Here is a 21,093-nt window from a genome sequence, read left to right as displayed (position 1 = left end):
ATATTCATCAACGAGTGCCCACACAGATTGATAGGTTTAAATTGTTAAAGAGCTTCTCTTCGTTGTGACTTACATCACTTCGGAAGAGGCGGCCATTCTAGCGATTTAATTCTCAGTGTCAAACACTTATTTGGAATTAATTCCTACTTTCTAAAAGTAGAAGCGAATCATCGCTTAAAGCTAGTTGCCTTACTAACATTTCTCGCTGAAGCCTTGTGGCGTCTGCCGTGTCAGTGAGGCGGCATTATAGAGATGCCGCTCATATTGGCAAGCAATAAATGCGTTTTTTATTAAAAAAAGAGGTTAAGCGAAGACATTTCAACCAAGGGCTTATTTATACCACTTTCACCCCAAGTTTCGAACAAATTACCCACAACGACCTGTGGATAACTACTCTCCACTATCAAAAAAGTAAGATAAACGAGCCCTAGGGTTTAGATACTCTCGAACTTGTTCAGGTAATTTGCTTGGATGAACGGCATTAACGATTTTGATCTCTTTAATAAAGAGGTCAATGATCGGAGCTTGGGTTCTTGGCACGCTAGGATCATAGATAAGTACATTTGGATAAAGCATATGTTTAGCGTTAACGGATATCACAATCCCAATCGAGTCATTTGAAAGCTGTACTACAGTTCCTGGTGGATAGACTCCCATGAACTTAACTAACAGCCCCAAGTTATCTTGGCTATATAGATGCTTGCAGCTCTTATATAGGTGGGACAGTGCCAAATACGGGATCATTTGTTGAGATTGCGTTTTACCATGGCAAAGGTTATCAAATGCATTAGCCACGGCGACTATCTTGGCAAATTCATCAATCTCATGTTCTTTTAAGCCCTCGGGGTAGCCAGAACCATCATTCATCTCATGATGTTGAGCGATCACCTTTTTAGCACTTTCAGGAAAGTCATCAATTGCCGATACAATATCCGCACCGTATTTAGTATGAAGCTTCAGGTAGTTCTCTTCTGGCACCGTTAGTGCACTCTGCTTTCTTAGTATCGCGACTGGTATTTTGATCTTGCCTACATCGTGAAACAACGCTGCGAATGAGAGGTCTTTCAATTGCTGTGTGTTATAGCCTTTGGCCTTTCCTATCATCAGTGCAACAACCGAAACATTTAGAGTATGAAAGTAAATATCTTCGAAATCTGCTTTAGCATTCATAAGGTGCAAGGTGACGTTATCATCGCTCACTAGAGTTTCAACGATATCATCAACAAGAGCCTTAACCTCCCCTACCGCATCTAAAGGTCTGTTACGGATCTTGGTCATCACAGATCGCATTCGAGCAAGCGAACGTTCAAACTCTCTCTCACAATGACTCACCCTGCGGCGGTAAGAGCTAAGGGTTTCGATACGCTCATGCTTTTCTTTCCACATTCTTTCCGTTTCAAGACTTACCTGTGAATCAATATCGACTTCTTGTTCACCTACGTGATTAACAGGTAAAGGTGAGGTATCACTTTGACTCAGGTTTATATAGACGTCCTTAATCCCAAGATGTCGAATTACTTTTACTTGAGCGTCATCTTTGATTTTAAAGCTGTTGAATAAAAATGGGTGTTCATTCCATTTTACGGGGAGTCGTATATGCAGACCGGGCTGAATGCGATCTACGGTAATCTTTATGCTGCCCATTTTTATATATAATATTGATGATTAATCTCTATTTATAATTCTAATAAAACCAAGCAGCAATTTCACTATCCAATTTCACAGGCTCAACTTAAAGAGTCGCAGTGCACCATCCAGCGTATACCGAATTTATCTTCTACTTTGCCAAATCGAGCCCCCCAAAAAGTATCTGCGAGTGGAGTCATTATCCGCCCTCCCTTCTTGAGCTTTTCAAAGATTTGCTCTTGAGTCGTCGTATCCTCAGTAACAAGGGAGAGTGCAAGATTGTTGCCTTCTAATTCTTTCGCTTTGACGCCATCTGACATCATAAGCTTCATACCGAATGCTTCAAACTCTGCGTGCATAACCCAATCAGGCTGAGCACCCTCTATTACCTGTGGTGCGTCACTAAATAGTTGTTTTGATAAAACTACACCACCAAAGCACTTGTGATAAAAGTCCAATGCTTCATGACAACGACCATCAAAAAATAAGTAAGGGGTTACTTTCAGCATATCTCTCTCCTTTATGATCTATCTTAAACATAGACAATAGATGTGAGAATTAAAGGTAACATTCTGATTTAAGATAATTAATTCATTGGCACATTAGATTACGAAGAGAAATGATGAAATTTAGGAATGAAACATCAAGATCTGACTGATTGAACAGGCATACCTGCCGCCACCGTGAAGGCAATGCTTCCTATACCCCAGATACAACAAAGCCCCGATTTTCATCTAGGCTTTGTCATTTAAATATGGTGCCGGTAGGTGACTTGACTGGGCTTGCATCCAAGCCGACACGCTGGATTTAAAATTCACAAACGCCCAAAACGACGAAAGGTCGCTATAAAAGCGACCTTTCTATGTTTGGTACCGGTAGGCGGACTGATTGGACAGGCATTCCTGCCGCCACCGCGAAGGCAACGCTTCCTATATCCCAGATACAACAAAGCCCCGACCGAAGTCGAGGCTTTATCATTTAAATATGGTACCGGTAGGCGGACTTGAACCGCCACGCCCGAAGGCAACGGATTTTGAATCCGTCGTGTATACCAATTTCACCATACCGGCATTATCTTGGGGCATTGCCCTTTCGATGTTTGGCATTATACGTATGCGAACTGATGTGGCAAGTATAAAAACTTGAATTCATGTGTGTTTGCCGATAATTTCGCCACTAAGTCATAAGCTGTGCGTCATGTCTCTTTTCAGGCTAAGCCTTAAACTATATTCTGACGCCTCAATTTTTAAAGAAGTAATAACACATGACATCAACAAACACTCTGCCACCAGCAGGAGTCATGCGCCGATTTGGTGCCTTGTTCTACGACGCTCTGATCGTAATCGCTATTGAAATGTTGGCGGCTGGCGTCATTGTCGCTCTACTGCACGCGCTCATGGCTCTCGGCATTTTTAACCACAGCGGTTATGCCGATGTTAGTGACTTCTTAACCAACCATCCGATTTGGAGCCCTGCATATACCTTTTACTTAGTCGCCGTTTGGGTATATTTCTTCGTGTTCTTCTGGACTAGAGCTGGTCAAACTCTCGGCATGAGAGCTTGGAAGCTGCGCGTTCAAAACAAAGATGGCTCAGCGATCACAGTAACTCAGGCGCTGATTCGTTTAGGTACTTCAGGTTTTGGACTGGCAAACCTATGTGTTCCATTCGATCCTGAAAAACGTGGCTTTCACGATATCTGGGCAAAGACCGAAGTCGTTGTGTTACCACAAGCACGATAATGTGATTTAAGTTAGCTCCAATCAAGATCAAAAAAGGAAGGCGTTATGCCTTCCTTTTTACTATTTACAGTTTCCGCCTCAAGAGCATGATGGCAATTCCAAGGAACACCACGCTCGGGGCTATTGCGCCAAAGGCGGGTGGTATTTGATAAACCAAACTCACTGGGCCAAAGAACTCACTGGATATATAGAAGGTAAAGCCAGCAATAACACCTGACAAAATCCTCGCACCCATGGTCACACTACGCAAAGGACCAAAGATAAACGACAGTGCCATCAACATCATAACCGCGATCGAAATTGGCTGGGTTATCTTTCTCCACAGCGCCAATTCATAGCGTGATGCATCTTGCTCTGACGCCTTCAGATAAGAAACATAATCATACAACCCACTTAACGATAGCTCTTCTGGTTTAACCGTTACTATCGCCAACTTATCTGGAGCTAATGACGTTTCCCAAGAGTAAGTCGGTAAACTTTCTTTAGTAATTTGAAGTTCGTTTTCAAAAGACGTGATCTCTACATCCTTCATCGTCCACACGTTGTCTCCAACGTAATCAACTTCGTCAGAATAAATAGCGGTTTTAAGTGCCTTGTTTTCATCAAAGCGCCACATGTTCATTCCATATAGCTTCTGGTCATCGATTTTGACAATGAAGATGAAGTCATTGGCATCACGAGCCCAGACACCACTTTGCGTCGAAATAATATTACCACCAGCAATCGAGATAGTTCTTAGATCACGAGCCATTTTCTGCGCTTGCGGTGCTCCCCATTGACCAAGCAATGTCACCACGATCATCAGTGGAATAGCTGTTTTAAGTACTGATAGGCCGATATCTAACTTAGAGAAACCAGCTGCCTGCATAACGACAAGCTCAGAACTTGCAGCAAGCATACCAAGCCCTATCAATGCGCCAAGCAATGCAGCCATTGGAAAGAACATTTCGATATCACGAGGGATACTCAATAAAACGAAATACAGCGCTTGTAATAGATCGTATGTACCACGGCCAACTTTTCTTAGCTGTTCTACATATTTGATGATCCCAGAGAGACCAACAAACGTCACCAATACCAGTGACGTCGTTGCGATGATGGTTCTGCCTATATATAAATCGAGAATCTTAAACACGGCTTAAGCCAACCTCTTATTCTTGAATTTTTCTTTCAAACGCCTTACTGGCACGCTATCCATAAAGTTGGCACCAATCGCGACAAATAACAATAACGCATTGATTGGCCACATGCCGATTACCGCAGGAATGCTCCCCTCTTCGATTGAAGACTTGGTTGCACTGATTGCTAAGAAATAGGTGAGATAAATCAGTATTGCTGGGCCGATTTTCGCAAAACGACCTTGCCGAGGGTTTACCGCAGACAGTGGCACGACAAGCATGGTCAACAATGGAATACAAAGTACCAAAGAAATACGCCACTGCAACTCTGCTTTCGCACTATTATTTGAGTTACCAATCAGTTCAAGCGTAGGGATCGCTTCCCAGTCTCGACCTTTCTTCTCAACTTCACGCTGACCAATCAGGCCTTCGTATTCTTCAAAGTGCGTCACCCTGTAGTCGAGGCGAGTCGGAATGCCTTCATGACGAGTACCATCGTACATTACGATCACTTGGCGACCATCACTGAGCTCTTTTACATCACCTGACTTCGAGAACATCACACTTGGCAGTACAGAATCACGCGGACGCATTTGAGCTACGAACACGTTTTCTAACTTATTACCGTCGATATCATCAATAAACACGACAGAAGAGCCATCCGGCGTACCTTCAAACTTACCTTTTGGTAGCAAATCAACGCTGTTCTCTGCAGCTACTTCTTCATACATTTGTTCAACTTTGTCTTGTGACCAAGGAGATAACCAAAATGAGTTAAAGGCTGCAACAGATGCCGTAATTAAAGCGAGGTAAAGCGCAGATTGGATCAGGAATTTATTACCGATACCGGTGGCGTTCATGACCACTATTTCACTTTCAGCGTAAAGGCGGCCAAAAGTAAGCAAAATACCAATATAGATACTGAGTGGAAGCATCAATAGGCCCATCGCTGGCATATTTAAGCCAACAATCGACAATATAAGACTCGCAGGGATATCACCATCAGAGGCATCCGCTAAAACACTGATGAATTTTTGGCTGAGAAACACGAGAAAGAGAACAAAAAAGATCGCAAATTGGCTCTTGATTGTCTCGCGGATCAAATATCTAACAATAATCACGCTCAAATTACCTATACAAAACTTGTTTTTTTGATTGAATCACTATAATTTCCCGTTGAACCTTTTATTTTTTTAAATTTTTAGCTAAGTGTTAGCGTTCTTCTTTAAGGTTAGTTCCATTATAGGATCCAACAAGTAAGAACCCATTATCTAACATTTAGTTCGATTTGTCTTCAGGATGTAGGAGTACGCATGGAGTTCAGTGTAAAAAGTGGCAGCCCAGAGAAACAACGCAGCGCATGTATCGTTGTCGGTGTATTCGAACCGCGCCGCCTTTCTCCAGTCGCCGAGCAATTAGATAAGATTAGCGATGGCTATATTAGTTCACTGCTTCGTCGCGGTGATCTAGAGGGTAAACCTGGCCAGATGCTACTACTGCATCAAGTACCTGGTGTACTTTCAGAACGTGTTCTACTGGTAGGCTGTGGTAAAGAGCGTGAGCTAGGCGAACGTCAATACAAAGAAATCATCCAAAAAACCATCAGCACACTAAACGAAACAGGTTCTATGGAAGCAGTATGTTTCCTTACAGAACTTCACGTTAAAGGTCGCGACACTTACTGGAAAGTTCGTCAAGCTGTAGAAGCAACTAAAGATGGCCTTTACACGTTTGACCAATTCAAGAGTAATAAGCCAGAGACTCGTCGCCCACTACGTAAATTGGTATTCAACGTACCTACACGTCGTGAATTGAGCCTTGGTGAGAAAGCTATTTCTCATGGCCTTGCTATTGCTTCAGGCGTGAAAGCATCGAAAGATCTAGGCAATATGCCACCGAACATCGCAAACCCTGCTTACCTTGCATCTCAAGCTCGTCGCCTAGCTGACGATTATGAAACTGTGAAGACTAAGATCATTGGCGAAGAAGAGATGGAAAAACTGGGTATGACTTCATACCTAGCAGTAGGCCGTGGCTCTAAGAACGAATCGATGATGTCTATCATGGAATACAAAGGCGCTGCGGATCCAGACGCAAAACCTATCGTCCTAGTCGGTAAAGGTCTTACTTTCGATTCAGGCGGTATCTCACTTAAGCCTGGCGAAGGCATGGATGAGATGAAGTACGATATGTGTGGTGCTGCCTCTGTATTCGGTACAATGAAAGCATTGGCGAAACTTAACCTGCCAATCAACGTTGTTGGTATTCTAGCGGGTTGTGAAAATATGCCTGGTAGCAACGCTTATCGCCCTGGTGACATCCTAACTACGATGTCTGGTCAAACCGTTGAAGTATTAAATACTGATGCAGAAGGTCGTTTGGTTTTATGTGATGCTCTAACTTACGTTGAGCGTTTTGAACCTGATTGTGTTGTCGACGTTGCGACACTAACTGGCGCATGTGTTATTGCTCTAGGTCACCACATCAGTGGCGTTCTATCAAACCACAACCCACTATCTCATGAACTTGTTAATGCTTCAGAGCAAGCAAGCGACCGAGCATGGCGTCTACCTATGGCTGACGAATACCATGAGCAGCTAAACAGCCCATTCGCTGATATGGCGAACATCGGCGGCCGTCCTGGCGGCACAATTACTGCTGGTTGCTTCCTGTCTAAATTCACTAAGAAGTACCACTGGGCACACATCGACAGTGCTGGTACGGCGTGGAAGTCAGGCGCAGCGAAAGGCTCGACAGGTCGTCCTGTCTCAATGCTTGTCCAATTCTTATTGAACCGCAGCGGCCAAGAGACTGAAGAGCAATCTTCAAAATAGTAAAAAGGGCCTACGGGCCCTTTTTTAATAACTGCTATTTGTTAGAGTCTGTAGACCAAGTAATATTGAGGTCCACAATTTTCAGTTCGAGTGTTAAGTATGCAAACTGCCACTTTTTACATAGTGCCTTCAGACAGTCCGCAAGCCCGCGAAGATGGTTTTACTCACTATGTGCTGTTTCTTGCTCAGCACTTTGCAAAACAAGGCGCTAAACTTTATCTCAACTGTAATGACAAAGAGCATGCCGAGCGTATTGCTGAAGTTTTCTGGCAAGTCGAACCCTGTGATTTTATTGCGCACAACTTGGTTGGCGAAGGCCCGAAGTATTCAACCAACATCGAAATTGGCTATCAAGGCGTAAAACATAATTGGAATCGTCAGCTAGTAATTAATCTGGCCGATAATCATACAACCTTTGCGAACGCCTTTGCTCAGGTGATAGACTTCGTCCCTTGCGAAGAAAAAGCTAAGCAACTCGCTCGAGAAAGGTATAAAATTTACCGTCAAGCTGGATATCAGCTACAAACTATCGAGATTCAACATCCATAGTCAAACCTCATAGTTAAAGCTATCTTTGGATTTAGATTCAAGAAGCTTCACTTATGAAGTTTGACCACGATTAACCATTCACAGTATCCGTTTAAGAGCACTATGGAAAAGACATACAACCCAACATCAATCGAACAAGCTCTGTATAAGACTTGGGAAGAGAAAGGCTACTTTAAGCCACACGGTGACACATCAAAAGAAGCTTACAGCATCATGATCCCGCCACCGAACGTCACTGGCAGCCTACACATGGGTCACGCGTTCCAAGATACGATCATGGATACGCTTATCCGTGCTCAACGTATGAAAGGCAAAAACACGCTTTGGCAAGTGGGTACTGACCACGCTGGTATCGCAACTCAAATGGTTGTTGAGCGTAAGATTGCTGCCGAAGAAGGCAAAACAAAACACGACTACGGCCGTGAAGCTTTCATCGACAAGATCTGGGAATGGAAAGGCGAATCAGGTGGCACGATCACTCAACAACTTCGTCGTCTTGGTGCATCTGTAGATTGGGATCGTGAACGATTCACTATGGATGACGGCCTATCGGCTGCGACTCAAGAAGTGTTTGTTCGTCTATACGAAGAAGACCTAATCTACCGTGGTAAACGTCTAGTAAACTGGGATCCTAAACTGCACACTGCAATCTCGGATCTTGAAGTTGAAAACAAAGACAAAAAAGGTTTCATGTGGCACTTCCGCTACCCGCTAGCGAACGGTGTTAAAACGGCAGATGGTAAAGACTACATCGTTGTTGCGACGACTCGTCCTGAAACCATGCTTGGCGATACTGGTGTTGCTGTTAACCCAGAAGATCCTCGTTACAAAGATCTTATCGGCAAAGAAATCCTACTTCCTGTTGTAAACCGTCTTATCCCTATCGTAGGCGATGAGCACGCAGACATGGAAAAAGGCACGGGTTGTGTGAAGATCACTCCAGCTCATGACTTTAACGATTACGAAGTGGGTAAGCGCAACAACCTACCGATGATCAACATCCTAACGTTCAATGCTGATATCCGTGATGCTGCTGAAGTCTTCACGACTAACGGCGAAGAAAGCGATGTTTACTCAACAGGTATCCCTGCTAAGTACCAAGGTATGGAGCGTTTTGCTGCACGTAAAGCTATCGTTGCTGAATTCGATGAGCTTGGTCTTCTTGAAGAGATCAAAGATCACGACCTGACTGTCCCTTACGGCGACCGTGGTGGCGTGGTTATCGAACCAATGCTGACTGACCAATGGTACGTGCGCACAGCACCTCTTGCAGAACCTGCAGTTAAAGCGGTTGAAGATGGTCAAATCCAATTCGTACCTAAGCAGTACGAAAACATGTACTTCGCGTGGATGCGTGACGTGCAAGACTGGTGTATCTCTCGTCAACTTTGGTGGGGCCACCGTATCCCAGCATGGTACGACAACGATGGTAAAGTTTACGTAGGTCGCACTGAAGAAGAAGTTCGTGAAAAGAACAACCTAGCGCCTGTTGTTGTGCTTAAGCAAGACGACGACGTACTGGATACTTGGTTCTCTTCTGCACTTTGGACGTTCGGCACACAAGGCTGGCCTGAAGATACTGAAGCACTGAAAACATTCCACCCATCTGAAGTACTAGTATCTGGTTTTGATATTATCTTCTTCTGGGTTGCTCGTATGATCATGATGACCATGCACTTCGTGAAAGACGAAGATGGCAAGGCTCAAGTACCTTTCAAAACTGTTTACATGACAGGTCTTATCCGTGATGAAAACGGCGATAAGATGTCTAAGTCGAAAGGTAACGTACTTGACCCAATCGACATGATTGACGGCATCGGCCTTGAAGAGCTAGTAGAGAAGCGTTGTGGCAACATGATGCAACCTAAACTGGCTGCTAAGATCGAAAAGAACACACGTAAAACATTCGAAAACGGTATCGAACCCTACGGTACTGACGCACTGCGTTTCACTCTTGCTGCTATGGCTTCAACTGGCCGTGACATCAACTGGGACATGAAGCGTCTTGAAGGTTACCGTAACTTCTGTAACAAGCTATGGAACGCAAGCCGTTACGTACTGATGAACACAGAAGAGCACGACTGTGGCATGTCACTGTCTGTAGAAGACCGTGCAAACATGGAATTCTCTCTAGCCGATAAGTGGATTGAGTCTCAGTTTGAAGTTGCAGCGAAAGAGTTTAATGCTCACCTAGACAACTACCGTCTAGACATGGCAGCAAACACGCTTTACGAATTCATCTGGAACCAATTCTGTGACTGGTACTTAGAGCTAACTAAACCTGTTCTTTGGAAAGGTACTGAAGCTCAACAACAAGCGACTCGTTACACGCTTATCACGGTTCTTGAGAAGACTCTGCGTCTTGCTCACCCTGTTCTTCCTTACATCACTGAATCTATCTGGCAGAGCGTTAAGCCGCTAGTAGACGGCGTTGAAGGCGAGACAATCATGACTCAAGCGCTTCCTCAGTTTAATGAAGCTAACTTCAATGCTGAGATCGTTGACGACATCGAATGGGTTAAGACTTTCATCACTGCTATCCGTAACCTACGTGCGGAATACGACATTGCACCAAGCCAAGGCTTAGAAGTAATGATCAAGGTTGCTGATGAGAAAGATGCCGCTCGTATCGAAGCGAACAAGATCGTTCTTACTTCTCTAGCTAAGCTAGACGATATTAAAGTTCTAGCTGATGGTGAAGAGACTCCTGCTTGTGCAACTAAACTGGTTGGCAAATCTGAGTTGATGATCCCAATGGCGGGTCTTATCGACAAAGATGCAGAGCTTGCTCGTCTAGATAAAGAAGTCGCTAAGACTCACGGCGAGATTAAACGTATCGAAGGTAAGCTAGGTAACGAAGGTTTCGTTGCTAAAGCACCAGAAGCAGTTATCGCGAAAGAGCGTGAAAAGCTTGAAGGCTACAAGGAAACTCTTGTTAAGCTTGAAGAGCAAAAAGCGACAATCGCTGCGCTTTAAAACCGAGTGAACGAGAAGGCTTCAAACTTCTCGGTCTAAATAGAAAGGTTGGTCTTGGTGACCAGCCTTTTTTTATGTCCCTGATTCCAATATTCCAATGCTTCTCACTCTAGCCGCACTGATTGATAGGTTTCATCTATCAAATTAATCTCTACTTCCCATTATACTTAATGATAATAATTCTCAATAATAGACCTATCAAAACAACACAACGACTGAGTAATTATCATGAAAAAGACACTAACCTTTGCTGCATTACATTTTACTATCGCATTTAGTGTCGCTTATGTACTAACAGGCGACATCTTAATTGGTAGCTTAATCGCTATGATTGAGCCCTCTGTGAATACTGTTGCCTTCTATTTTCATGAAAAGGCGTGGGCTCAAGTTCCAGCTCTTAAAGCTCGCCAGTGGATGACCAAATTAAAAACAGCAAGCTTTGCTACCATCCACTTTAGTGTTGCCTTTACCGTTGTCTACTTGTTGACTGGAGATGCTTTCATAGGCGGCGTGATGGCTTTGCTAGAGCCAACTTTAAATACCGTTGCTTACTACTTCCACGAGAAAGTCTGGTTACGTAAATCAGGCGACCAAATGGCACAACAACAATTCTGTTTGCACCAACATGCTTAGTCACCATATATTGGGTCACATATTAGTGACCCTTTCATAGGCAGATCATGGAACAAATTGCTGAGTTCACCCTTAGACCCATTACACCGCAAGACAACCCAAGCATCGCACAAATCATTCGCCAAGTTTCGGCTGAGCATGGGCTCACAGAAGATAAAGGCTATGGCGTGGCCGATCCAACACTCGACGATATGTACTCTGTCTATAGCCAAGCGAATGCAATGTACTGGGTTATCGAACACAACGGAAAGATCGTCGGAGGCGGTGGCTTTGCCCCTCTAGCAGGTAAACCCAATGTGTGTGAGCTACAAAAGATGTACTTCTTACCGCAAACTCGAGGGCATGGCCTAGCCAAGCGAATTGTCGCTTTGAGCTTAAAGCAAGCCAAGCAACTTGGGTATCAACACATGTATTTAGAAACGACGAAGTGCTTGGGTGCTGCGGTCAAACTCTATGAGAAGCTTGGGTTTGAGCATCTTGAGTCAGCTTGGGGAGAAACAGGCCACGACGCTTGTGAGGTTGTCATGGCCAAGTCGTTATAAGCAGAATGCGCCGCTATAGCGAAAGAAGATAACGCTAAAATATACGGAGTTAACGTAGAAAGTTACTGACGCAAGAAGTTGGGTTCAAGGCAACAAAAGAACTCTCTTCTTGCCCATCAAGTACCACTTCTAATGGGTATAGATACTTGGGGTTAGGATTCTCAATATCAAAAATGATAGGAGCTTCGACCTGGAACACGACGCCAGTATGTTCAGCGCGTACATCAATCGGCATCACGAGAGTCATACCATTAAACTTGATGGATGCCGATACTAACCCCGCCTTTAGCGTTTGATAGATAACATCCACTTTAAACTCACAGCCACCACCGTGGTGCCAGATCTGCTCTGTGACAACTTGCTCTAGCTTGACGTTTCGAACGAACTGCAGGTATGGCGCTTGCCAAATCCCGATGCGTGAATCAGATTTAGCGATAGCGTGTGAAGATACAGAGTCATCCATGTCTTCTTCAAGCAATAGGCTCTCCTCTTCTTCAAGGAAAAGGATCTCGAAACGGTTTCGGCCGGACTGCATATAAGGACGGATATCTTTACGGTATTCAGCTTGGCTACCATCACAATCAAAAACAGCCACACCATTAAGTCGAACTTCAGCAAAATAATCGACTCCAGCCATCACTAACTCAACAAATGGACACGCTAACATAGCGTCATCCACTTCGATGTCGTGCATCAGGTGCCACTCTTGCTCTGCAATTTGACTTTCACTCAAGCTATCAGGGAGCTTTGAGCTTAACGGAGCCGGAAAGGTGATGTCATCTTGTGGGATAGAGAGATCCGTCAGTGGCGAAATTTGCCAAAGACCATCGAGAAGCAACCGCATATCATTCCTTGAGCTAGATCAATTTTGACCGCATTATAATGAATGAATGCATATAAAGACATTTATTTTTCTGAGGGTAAAAAAATGCCAGCTCGAGGCTGGCATTTTTTAAAATTGGGAAAGAATTACTCTTCGCCTTCATCATCTTCGTCTGGGTAGATAGCATCTTCACCTTCGTAGTAAGTGCCCCAACCGTCGTAGATAATGTCAAACTTCTCTGCAAGGTTTACAAGCTTCTCAACTTGCTCATCAATCGCTTCTGCATTCAGAGTACATTGCATCGTTGCATCACAACAAAGTAGCTTATTGCCATCTTCGTCTTCTGTCTCTTCAGCTTCAAGCACTTCAAAGCCCATTTTGAATGCTTCAACAACCGCTTTCTCAAGCACATCGAAATCTTCAGCAAATAGGTGATGCTCGATATCGTATAGAGCTTCAGGATCGCTACCATCTTCAATTAATGCTGTAATGATGTCGCGAGTCTCTTCCTTTTGAAATTCAATTAATTCCGCTACTGATAGATATTCATCTTCGTGAGACATGTGTCTGCTCCAGAGTGTTGACTATGAAAAGATCAAATTTGATTGTCACGAAATATGGCACGGATCGTCCAGAAAAGCCACCCAGATCAGGCCTAGAAAGGTAAGTTTATCGCGAGATCGCAGCGCCAATATCAATTCAAAAGTGAAATCAAAATCACAGAAACAAATTTTCAACATTTTATTAACTGCGCCGTATTTTAGCATTTCGTTTTTGTGGCCACTTTAGGGCTTATTGAATAAAACTTGCGTGATTAGTCACGTTAGGTGCATACGCTAAACCGCTTTTGGGGTGCATAAATCCTCAGCTTGTTATCAAAAAGTGCATAATAGTGAATAAAAAATCACGATTAATAAGCAAAATTCAATTCTAACAAGCCACGAATTGAGCATAGATCCTCAAAAACGTTGTTCCGTTCGATAGCCAGTTAGTTGGAATTTAATCTGTATAAACTTAAAAATCACAGGTTTTATGACCAATTATTACCCAAATACCTTGTATTAACTCAATCTACAAAACTTGCATATTACGGACAAGCTTGTCATAAATAGACGCTGGATTAATAGTAAGGATGCAAAATGAGTAAGCTGTACGTTGGCTCCGAAGTCGGTCAATTGAGACGAGTTCTCCTAAATAGACCTGAAAGAGCACTCACCCACCTCACCCCTTCAAACTGTCATGATCTTCTATTTGATGATGTACTTGCCGTTGAAGCCGCTGGTGAAGAACATGATGCCTTTGCAGAAACGCTGCGCAGCCAAGACGTAGAAGTACTACTGCTGCATGACCTGCTAGTAGAAACGCTTGCCGTATCTCAGGCTCGTGAGTGGTTGCTGAATACTCAAATCTCAGATTTCCGTTATGGGCCGACTTTCGCCCGTGACTTAAGAAACTACCTTGCTCAAATGGATAATGAGCATCTAGCAACGATCTTACTCGGTGGCTTGGCCTACTCTGAGCTTCCTATCAAATCATCATCGATGCTGCCTAAAATGCATCGACCACTCGATTTCGTTATCGAGCCACTGCCTAACCACCTATTTACGCGAGATACTTCTTGCTGGGTTTACGGTGGTGTATCGCTTAACCCAATGATGAAGCCTGCACGTCAACGTGAAACGAACCACCTGCGTGCTATCTACCGCTGGCACCCAGTGTTCGCAGGCCAAGATTTCATTAAGTACTTTGGTGACGAAGACCTTCACTACGACAACGCTAACATTGAAGGCGGTGACGTACTGGTTATCGGTAAAGGTGCGGTACTGGTTGGTATTTCAGAGCGTACGAAACCACAAGGTGTCGAAAACCTAGCGGCTAGCCTATTTAGATCAGGCCAAGCGAGCGAAGTGATTGCGATCGATCTACCAAAACACCGCTCTTGTATGCACCTTGATACGGTGATGACACACATGGATATCGACACGTTCTCTGTCTATCCAGAGATCGTTCGTAAAGACCTCGACACTTGGCGCTTAACGCCAAAAGAAAACGGCGAAATGCGTGTCGAGAAAGCTGAAAACTACCTGTCAGCGATTGAAGGCGCACTAGGCCTTGATCAACTGAAGATCATCACTACCGGCGGTGATAACTACGAAGCTGAGCGTGAACAGTGGAATGACGCTAACAACGTACTGACAGTGAAACCAGGTACCGTGATTGGTTATGAACGTAATGTTTACACCAATGAGAAATACGACAAAGCGGGTATCGAAGTTCTGACGATTCCTGGCAACGAGCTAGGCCGTGGTCGTGGCGGCGCGCGCTGTATGAGTTGCCCTATCGAAAGAGATGGTATCTAAGTCAAAGAGCTCAGTTAAACAGACTCAATAATCTTATCTAGGCCAGTATTCATTTACTGGCCTTTTTTATCAAATTAATAAAATAAATATTCACAAATATAGCATTTTTATGTTTAACTAAGTTCTTCATTGATTCTATATACGCAAGGAGCGAGAGATGGCCTTTAATCTTCGCAATCGTAACTTTCTAAAACTTCTCGACTTTACTCCTAAAGAGATTCAGTTTTTACTCGACCTGTCTGCTGACCTAAAAAAAGCTAAGTATGCAGGCACTGAGCAGAAGAAACTCAACGGCAAAAACATTGCTTTGATCTTCGAGAAAGCATCAACTCGAACACGATGTGCGTTTGAAGTGGCCGCCTTTGATCAAGGTGCTCAAGTCTCTTACCTTGGCCCTTCTGGTTCTCAGATTGGTCAAAAAGAATCAATGAAAGATACGGCGCGTGTATTGGGACGCATGTACGATGGCATTGAATATCGTGGCTTTGGCCAAAGTATCGTTGAAGACTTAGGCGCTTATGCGGGCGTGCCGGTTTGGAATGGTTTAACCGATGAGTTCCACCCTACTCAGATTTTGGCTGATTTCCTCACTATGCTTGAGCATGGTCGCGGAAAACATCTGCACCAAATCAGCTTTGCTTACCTAGGCGATGCACGCAATAACATGGGTAACTCTCTGTTAGTCGGAGCCGCGAAGATGGGCATGGATATTCGCCTTGTCGCGCCTAAAGCATTCTGGCCAGAAGAGCAGCTTGTTGAAGAGTGCCAAGCTATCGCGCAAAGCACAGGTGCCAACATCACGCTGACAGAAGACGTTGCTGAAGGTGTTCAAGGCTGTGATTTCCTTTATACCGATGTTTGGGTTTCAATGGGCGAGGCCCCTGAAGCTTGGGACGAACGTGTAGCGGTAATGAAACCATACCAAGTGAATATGGATGTCATTAAGCTCACTGGCAATCCTCAAGTGAAATTCATGCACTGCCTACCCGCTTTCCATAACAATGAAACCGTGATCGGCCAGCAAGTCGCAGATAAGTATGGAATGAACGGTTTAGAAGTTACTGATGAAGTGTTTGAATCGGATTACTCAATTGTGTTTGATGAAGCTGAAAATCGCATGCACACCATCAAGGCGGTGATGGTCGCGACGCTTGGTCAATAGACAATAATGAAAGTAAACAAAAGCTTGATGTAATCGCTTGCGCTCACAAATTGAAAGCGTATAATTCTCGGCAATTTGTCTGAGAGTAGTGAAAATGACGCCAACCAATATTGTGATAACACATAGTAATATTGTGAAAACACCAAATATTGCTCGTAAGCTAAGATGCTTACCAGGCCGTCTATTCTGCTTTTCAGCACTTTTTTAAAGCCTCCCATTATGGGGGGCTTTTTTATGGCCAATACATTATTGTGGAGAAGAAGATCATGGCGAATTCGCTCTATCAAAAGCACATCATCTCAATTCCAGAGCTTTCTCGTGAAGAGCTAGAATTAATTGTTCAAACGGCAGGTCAGCTAAAGGCTGAGCCAAACCCAGAACTCATCAAGAACAAAGTTGTTGCCAGCTGCTTCTTCGAACCTTCTACGCGAACTCGTCTCTCTTTTGAAACTGCGATTCAACGCATCGGTGGTGATGTGATTGGTTTCGACAGTGGTGGTAACACTTCTTTGGCAAAGAAAGGCGAAACGCTAGCGGACTCGGTACAGGTTATCTCTTCATACGTTGACGCTTACGTGATGCGTCACCCTCAAGAAGGCGCAGCGCGTCTGGCTTCTGAGTTCTCAAACGGTGTACCTGTTATTAACGCAGGTGACGGCGCAAACCAACACCCAACACAAACGTTACTAGACCTATTCTCTATCGCTGAGACACAAGGCCGCCTCGACAACCTAAACGTTGCATTCGTTGGTGACCTTAAGTACGGCCGTACGGTTCACTCATTGACTCAAGCACTAGCGAAGTTCGACAACATCTGTTTCTACTTCGTGGCTCCAGAAGCTCTAGCGATGCCAGACTACATTTGCGAAGAGCTTGATGAAGCGGGCATCAAGTACCAACTATTGACGGACATGGAAGATGTGATTCCTGAGCTCGATGTCTTGTACATGACTCGAGTTCAAAAAGAGCGCTTCGATGAGTCAGAATACGCGCACATAAAATCCGCATACATCCTGACCGCTTCGATGCTGGAAAATGCACGCGATAACCTGAAGGTTCTGCACCCTCTTCCTCGCGTTGATGAAATTACTGTCGATGTCGATAAAACACCTTACGCTTACTACTTCCAGCAAGCAGAGAATGGTGTTTACGCCCGTGAAGCATTGCTAGCCCTTGTTCTTAACGAAACGCTGTAGAGGAGAGATATAATGTCTAAAGAGACTCAATTAAAAGTTGAAGCAATCAGAAACGGTACTGTTATCGACCATATCCCAGCCAATATCGGGATCAAGGTTCTAAAACTGTTCGACATGCACAATTCTCATCAGCGCGTGACGATTGGCCTGAATCTACCGTCTTCTGCACTAGGCGGAAAAGACCTGCTCAAGATTGAGAATGTGTTTATCACAGAAGAACAGGCGAGCAAGCTGGCACTTTATGCGCCTCACGCAACAGTGAATCAAATCGAAGATTACGAAGTGGTTAAGAAACTACCACTAGAACTTCCTGAGCAAATCAACGATGTGTTCGAGTGTCCAAACACCAACTGTATTACTCACAATGAACCGGTTGAAAGTAGCTTTAAGATCTTTGAAAAGAAAGAAGATATTCGATTGAAGTGTAAGTATTGCGAAAAAGTCTTCTCTCGCGAGATCGTAACAGAAAGATAACGTCATACGGCAAAGCAGACCGAATGTAAAAACTATCAAATACCTCGCCTGTGCGGGGTATTTTGCGCTTTACCTATCCAAAGTTTGAAGGCACACTGAAAATTGATTTTTATCTAATAACTGATGGAATAAACCAATGACTAAAGTACTTCACACAGAATCTGCTCCAGCTGCAATCGGCCCATACGTACAAGGCGTTGACCTTGGCAACATGGTACTGACTTCTGGTCAAATCCCAGTAAACCCAGCAACTGGTGAAGTATCTGCTGATATCGCAGAGCAAGCTCGCCAATCTCTAGACAACGTTCAAGCGGTTGTTGAAGCTTCAGGCCTGACTGTAAAAGACATCGTAAAACTAACGGTATTCGTTAAAGACCTAAACGACTTCGGCACAGTAAACGAGGTTTACGGCAAATTCTTCGATGAGCACGGCGTTGCAAACTACCCTGCACGTTCATGTGTTGAAGTAGCTCGTCTACCAAAAGATGTAGGTATCGAGATCGAAGCTATTGCGGTTCGCAAATAGCTTTTAATCTCTAGATTAAACACCTTCGGATAAACGACTTAGCGTAATGCTGAGTGTTTATTAGATACAAAAAAGGTTGCCCCGTTGGCAACCTTTTTTATTGTTCATCGTTTCGCTTAGATAATTACTTTTTATTAAGCTCAACCACTTCTTTGTCTAACTCTTCAAGTTTCGCAGCCATCTGCTCACGAGCTAGGTTAGCCAGTTCACGAACATTAGACTTGTCGTAGCCTTCAGTGCTGATTGGTGGCAGCATTTCAACAATCACGTGACCATTGTTCCAACGGTTTAGCTTCACGCCACCTGTTGAGCTACACACGATAGGGATGATAGGCAAGCCAGCACCAATCGCAGCATGGAATGCACCTGTTTTGAATGGCAGCAGACCACGGCCACGAGAACGAGTGCCTTCAGGGAACATCCAAACTGAAACATCGCTCTCTTTTAGACTCGTCACGACCTGATCAATCGTACCTACCGCTTTGCTACGGTTAGCACGGTCAATTAGGATGTTACCCGTCAACCAGTAAAGCTGACCAAATAGAGGCATCCACACTAGGCTTTTCTTACCAACAGTTACCACTTTTGGCGTTACCGCTGATGAAATCGTGAATAGATCCCAGCTGTTTTGGTGGTTCGCCACATAAACATGTTGGCCGCGAGAGTAGGCATCTTCTGGGATGCGAAGCTCTAACTTCATGCCGAAGATCTTCGACATGCGACCGAAATAACGGCCAAAGGTAAATACGTGTTTCGGGTTGCGTGGACTTAATAGGCAGTAACCACAACCAAATACAAACATAAGAATCGCAAATATCGCCACTGCGAAAATACGTAATATTGCTATCATTTTGTTCCTCACCGACCGCCAAGTTGATTCATCTATTCGCGCAAAAATGAGCAATAGATTTACTCGCGGTAAATACAACTATAAAAAAGCCGAAACCAAGGTTCCGACTTTTATGTTTTCATCTTACTGATTCATGAATCCACTAACCTAGGTTAGTTCGACTCACTAAATCGTGTAATGTTTGCGCCTAAGGCTGACAATTTATCTTCAATCTTATCGTAGCCACGATCGATGTGATAAATACGGTCAACGATGGTTTCACCTTGAGCAATACAGCCAGCAATAACAAGGCTCGCAGATGCGCGAAGGTCCGTTGCCATTACTTGAGCTCCGCTCAGTTTTTCCGTTTCACCACAGATAGCCGTGTTACCTTCGATTTCCGCTTTTGCACCCATTCGCTGTAACTCAGGAATGTGCATAAAACGGTTTTCAAAGATAGTCTCAGTGATAACACCACTGCCCTTCGCCATCATGTTAAGCAGAGTAAACTGTGCTTGCATGTCGGTTGGGAAACCAGGGTGAGGTGCCGTTACGATTTTCACCGCTTTCAGTTCACGACCCGTCATATCAAGACTGATCCAGTCTTCGCCCGTTTCAACCTTCGCACCCGCTTCTTCAAGCTTCGCTAAGGCAGCTTCAAGAAGATGAGCGTTGGTGTTGCGACAAACCACTTTACCGCCAGAAACAGCAGCAGCAACCAGAAAAGTACCTGTTTCAATACGGTCAGCAACCACAGAGTGTTGGCCACCACCAAGACGTTCAACGCCTTCGATAGTAATCGTATCTGTACCTGCGCCAGAAATTTTAGCACCCAGTTTGTTTAGGAAGTCAGCCGTATCAACAATCTCAGGCTCACGCGCTGAGTTATCGAGTACTGTTGTTCCTTCCGCTAGCGTTGCTGCACACATGATAGTAATGGTGGCACCCACACTTACTTTATCCATCACGATGTGCGCGCCTTTCAGACGGCCATCAACACTTGCTTTCACATAACCATCTTCCAACTTAATGGTCGCACCTAGTTGCTCTAGGCCGTGGATATGCAGATCAACAGGTCGAGCACCAATTGCACAACCGCCTGGAAGTGACACTTGGCCTTCACCAAAACGAGCGACTAGAGGACCTAAAGCCCAGATAGAAGCACGCATTGTTTTCACTAAATCGTAAGGCGCACAAAATTCATTAATTTCGCTGCCATCAACATGAACACTACCATTACGCGATACTTTTGCGCCTAAACGCTTAAGCAGTTCCATCGTAGTATCGATGTCACGTAGGTGAGGAACGTTACTTACTTCCACTGGCTCTTCAGCAAGAATTGAAGCAAATAAGATAGGTAGCGCTGCATTTTTTGCGCCTGAGATCGTCACTTCACCGCTTAGCGGCTTATCCGATCCAATAACTCGAAACTTTTCCATCATAAACCTTAAAGTGACATCAGTTTCTTATCACGTTCCCACTCTTCCGGCGTGAAAGCCTTAATAGAAAGAGCATGGATGTCATTGCGTTGAATGTATTCCATTAGTGGGCCGTAGATTAGTTGCTGCTTCTTAACTCGATTCATGCCGTCAAAACATGGATCAACCGCAACAACTTCGTAATGACTGCCTTCCCCTTTCACGAAAATTTCCTGAAGGTTCAGTGCTTCTGCTAATAATTCTTGTACTTTTGTGCTGTCCACAA

The 21,093-nt window shown here is 44.2% G+C and carries 20 protein-coding genes and 1 tRNA gene; 11 read left to right on the top strand and 10 right to left on the bottom strand.

What is annotated here, in order from left to right; all coding sequences use genetic code 11:
* Positions 1-390 precede the first annotated feature (390 nt).
* From AB6D93_RS04965 to AB6D93_RS04955, 3 genes are all read right to left on the bottom strand, one after another.
* On the bottom strand, positions 391-1,644 hold the full coding sequence (locus AB6D93_RS04965) for an HD-GYP domain-containing protein (protein ID WP_102333034.1): 1,254 nt from the start codon (positions 1,642-1,644) through the stop codon (positions 391-393).
* 83 nt (positions 1,645-1,727) lie between these two features.
* On the bottom strand, positions 1,728-2,135 hold the full coding sequence (locus tag AB6D93_RS04960; RefSeq protein ID WP_102333033.1) for a VOC family protein: 408 nt from the start codon (positions 2,133-2,135) through the stop codon (positions 1,728-1,730).
* A 476-nt stretch (positions 2,136-2,611) separates the two neighbouring features.
* Positions 2,612-2,696: transfer RNA gene (locus AB6D93_RS04955), tRNA-Leu, on the bottom strand.
* A gap of 194 nt (positions 2,697-2,890) precedes the next feature.
* Here AB6D93_RS04955 and AB6D93_RS04950 point away from each other — a divergent pair.
* Entirely contained in the window at positions 2,891-3,367 is a 477-nt protein-coding gene (locus tag AB6D93_RS04950) for an RDD family protein (RefSeq protein WP_017058939.1), read from the top strand.
* A 64-nt stretch (positions 3,368-3,431) separates the two neighbouring features.
* On the opposite strand, the gene lptG is transcribed toward AB6D93_RS04950, so the two are convergent.
* On the bottom strand, positions 3,432-4,502 hold the full coding sequence (gene lptG / locus AB6D93_RS04945; protein ID WP_017058938.1) for an LPS export ABC transporter permease LptG: 1,071 nt from the start codon (positions 4,500-4,502) through the stop codon (positions 3,432-3,434).
* Between the two features lie 3 nt (positions 4,503-4,505).
* Complete coding sequence (lptF, locus tag AB6D93_RS04940) at positions 4,506-5,606, bottom strand: LPS export ABC transporter permease LptF (protein ID WP_017058937.1); 1,101 nt, start codon at positions 5,604-5,606, stop codon at positions 4,506-4,508.
* A 192-nt stretch (positions 5,607-5,798) separates the two neighbouring features.
* Between lptF and pepA the strand changes: the two genes are divergently transcribed.
* From pepA to AB6D93_RS04915, 5 genes are all read left to right on the top strand, one after another.
* A complete protein-coding gene (gene pepA / locus AB6D93_RS04935; RefSeq protein ID WP_010435005.1) occupies positions 5,799-7,319 on the top strand; it encodes a leucyl aminopeptidase in 1,521 nt (506 codons plus the stop codon).
* Positions 7,320-7,418: 99 nt separating this feature from the next.
* Positions 7,419-7,868, top strand: a complete 450-nt coding sequence (locus AB6D93_RS04930) for a DNA polymerase III subunit chi (protein ID WP_102333032.1) — start codon at positions 7,419-7,421, stop codon at positions 7,866-7,868.
* A 102-nt stretch (positions 7,869-7,970) separates the two neighbouring features.
* Positions 7,971-10,844, top strand: a complete 2,874-nt coding sequence (locus AB6D93_RS04925; RefSeq protein WP_017063742.1) for a valine--tRNA ligase — start codon at positions 7,971-7,973, stop codon at positions 10,842-10,844.
* 228 nt (positions 10,845-11,072) lie between these two features.
* Positions 11,073-11,477 carry a DUF2061 domain-containing protein gene (locus tag AB6D93_RS04920; protein ID WP_017058933.1) on the top strand — a complete coding sequence of 135 codons (405 nt, stop codon included), beginning with the start codon at positions 11,073-11,075 and terminating at the stop codon, positions 11,475-11,477.
* A 47-nt stretch (positions 11,478-11,524) separates the two neighbouring features.
* On the top strand, positions 11,525-12,019 hold the full coding sequence (locus AB6D93_RS04915; RefSeq protein WP_017066666.1) for a GNAT family N-acetyltransferase: 495 nt from the start codon (positions 11,525-11,527) through the stop codon (positions 12,017-12,019).
* Positions 12,020-12,068: 49 nt separating this feature from the next.
* Here the strand turns inward: AB6D93_RS04915 and AB6D93_RS04910 are convergent, their stop codons facing one another.
* Positions 12,069-12,863, bottom strand: a complete 795-nt coding sequence (locus AB6D93_RS04910; RefSeq protein ID WP_102333031.1) for a glycosyl hydrolase 2 galactose-binding domain-containing protein — start codon at positions 12,861-12,863, stop codon at positions 12,069-12,071.
* A gap of 125 nt (positions 12,864-12,988) precedes the next feature.
* Positions 12,989-13,405 carry a ribonuclease E inhibitor RraB gene (gene rraB, locus AB6D93_RS04905; RefSeq protein WP_017058930.1) on the bottom strand — a complete coding sequence of 139 codons (417 nt, stop codon included), beginning with the start codon at positions 13,403-13,405 and terminating at the stop codon, positions 12,989-12,991.
* A 576-nt stretch (positions 13,406-13,981) separates the two neighbouring features.
* Between rraB and arcA the strand changes: the two genes are divergently transcribed.
* The 5 genes from arcA to AB6D93_RS04880 all read left to right on the top strand — a co-directional run bounded on the left by arcA (position 13,982) and on the right by AB6D93_RS04880 (position 18,560).
* Complete coding sequence (arcA, locus tag AB6D93_RS04900) at positions 13,982-15,202, top strand: arginine deiminase (RefSeq protein WP_017069412.1); 1,221 nt, start codon at positions 13,982-13,984, stop codon at positions 15,200-15,202.
* Positions 15,203-15,359: 157 nt separating this feature from the next.
* The gene (locus tag AB6D93_RS04895; RefSeq protein ID WP_017066667.1) at positions 15,360-16,364 is read left to right on the top strand and encodes an ornithine carbamoyltransferase; all 1,005 of its coding nucleotides are present in this window, start codon (positions 15,360-15,362) and stop codon (positions 16,362-16,364) included.
* A gap of 266 nt (positions 16,365-16,630) precedes the next feature.
* Positions 16,631-17,560 (top strand): aspartate carbamoyltransferase, encoded by a 930-nt coding sequence (gene pyrB / locus AB6D93_RS04890; RefSeq protein ID WP_012604860.1) that lies wholly within the window; start codon positions 16,631-16,633, stop codon positions 17,558-17,560.
* A gap of 12 nt (positions 17,561-17,572) precedes the next feature.
* Positions 17,573-18,034 carry an aspartate carbamoyltransferase regulatory subunit gene (gene pyrI, locus AB6D93_RS04885; RefSeq protein WP_017058927.1) on the top strand — a complete coding sequence of 154 codons (462 nt, stop codon included), beginning with the start codon at positions 17,573-17,575 and terminating at the stop codon, positions 18,032-18,034.
* A 136-nt stretch (positions 18,035-18,170) separates the two neighbouring features.
* A complete protein-coding gene (locus AB6D93_RS04880; protein ID WP_004735319.1) occupies positions 18,171-18,560 on the top strand; it encodes a RidA family protein in 390 nt (129 codons plus the stop codon).
* A 124-nt stretch (positions 18,561-18,684) separates the two neighbouring features.
* Here the strand turns inward: AB6D93_RS04880 and AB6D93_RS04875 are convergent, their stop codons facing one another.
* The 3 genes from AB6D93_RS04875 to ibaG all read right to left on the bottom strand — a co-directional run bounded on the left by AB6D93_RS04875 (position 18,685) and on the right by ibaG (position 21,091).
* Positions 18,685-19,410, bottom strand: a complete 726-nt coding sequence (locus AB6D93_RS04875; RefSeq protein WP_017058926.1) for a 1-acylglycerol-3-phosphate O-acyltransferase — start codon at positions 19,408-19,410, stop codon at positions 18,685-18,687.
* Between the two features lie 152 nt (positions 19,411-19,562).
* Positions 19,563-20,828: a UDP-N-acetylglucosamine 1-carboxyvinyltransferase gene (gene murA / locus AB6D93_RS04870; protein WP_017058925.1), complete on the bottom strand. Its 1,266-nt coding sequence runs from the start codon at positions 20,826-20,828 to the stop codon at positions 19,563-19,565.
* 8 nt (positions 20,829-20,836) lie between these two features.
* Positions 20,837-21,091, bottom strand: a complete 255-nt coding sequence (gene ibaG, locus AB6D93_RS04865; RefSeq protein WP_017058924.1) for a BolA family iron metabolism protein IbaG — start codon at positions 21,089-21,091, stop codon at positions 20,837-20,839.
* Positions 21,092-21,093 lie beyond the last annotated feature (2 nt).

Origin of the sequence: Vibrio sp. 10N.247.310.23 (assembly GCF_041467155.1) — a bacterium.
GTDB classification, from domain to species: domain Bacteria; phylum Pseudomonadota; class Gammaproteobacteria; order Enterobacterales; family Vibrionaceae; genus Vibrio; species Vibrio crassostreae_C.
This window is presented reverse-complemented; position numbering and strand designations above follow the sequence as displayed.

Excerpts from the sequence above, each read along its gene's own strand:
- AB6D93_RS04965 (WP_102333034.1), bottom strand. The coding sequence starts at position 1,644 with ATGGGCAGCATAAAGATTACCGTAGATCGCATTCAGCCCGGTCTGCAT.
- AB6D93_RS04960 (WP_102333033.1), bottom strand. The coding sequence starts at position 2,135 with ATGCTGAAAGTAACCCCTTACTTATTTTTTGATGGTCGTTGTCATGAA.
- AB6D93_RS04950 (WP_017058939.1), top strand. The coding sequence starts at position 2,891 with ATGACATCAACAAACACTCTGCCACCAGCAGGAGTCATGCGCCGATTT.
- pepA (WP_010435005.1), top strand. The coding sequence starts at position 5,799 with ATGGAGTTCAGTGTAAAAAGTGGCAGCCCAGAGAAACAACGCAGCGCA.
- AB6D93_RS04930 (WP_102333032.1), top strand. The coding sequence starts at position 7,419 with ATGCAAACTGCCACTTTTTACATAGTGCCTTCAGACAGTCCGCAAGCC.
- AB6D93_RS04925 (WP_017063742.1), top strand. The coding sequence starts at position 7,971 with ATGGAAAAGACATACAACCCAACATCAATCGAACAAGCTCTGTATAAG.
- AB6D93_RS04920 (WP_017058933.1), top strand. The coding sequence starts at position 11,073 with ATGAAAAAGACACTAACCTTTGCTGCATTACATTTTACTATCGCATTT.
- AB6D93_RS04915 (WP_017066666.1), top strand. The coding sequence starts at position 11,525 with ATGGAACAAATTGCTGAGTTCACCCTTAGACCCATTACACCGCAAGAC.
- AB6D93_RS04910 (WP_102333031.1), bottom strand. The coding sequence starts at position 12,863 with ATGCGGTTGCTTCTCGATGGTCTTTGGCAAATTTCGCCACTGACGGAT.
- rraB (WP_017058930.1), bottom strand. The coding sequence starts at position 13,405 with ATGTCTCACGAAGATGAATATCTATCAGTAGCGGAATTAATTGAATTT.
- arcA (WP_017069412.1), top strand. The coding sequence starts at position 13,982 with ATGAGTAAGCTGTACGTTGGCTCCGAAGTCGGTCAATTGAGACGAGTT.
- AB6D93_RS04895 (WP_017066667.1), top strand. The coding sequence starts at position 15,360 with ATGGCCTTTAATCTTCGCAATCGTAACTTTCTAAAACTTCTCGACTTT.
- pyrB (WP_012604860.1), top strand. The coding sequence starts at position 16,631 with ATGGCGAATTCGCTCTATCAAAAGCACATCATCTCAATTCCAGAGCTT.
- pyrI (WP_017058927.1), top strand. The coding sequence starts at position 17,573 with ATGTCTAAAGAGACTCAATTAAAAGTTGAAGCAATCAGAAACGGTACT.
- AB6D93_RS04880 (WP_004735319.1), top strand. The coding sequence starts at position 18,171 with ATGACTAAAGTACTTCACACAGAATCTGCTCCAGCTGCAATCGGCCCA.
- AB6D93_RS04875 (WP_017058926.1), bottom strand. The coding sequence starts at position 19,410 with ATGATAGCAATATTACGTATTTTCGCAGTGGCGATATTTGCGATTCTT.
- murA (WP_017058925.1), bottom strand. The coding sequence starts at position 20,828 with ATGGAAAAGTTTCGAGTTATTGGATCGGATAAGCCGCTAAGCGGTGAA.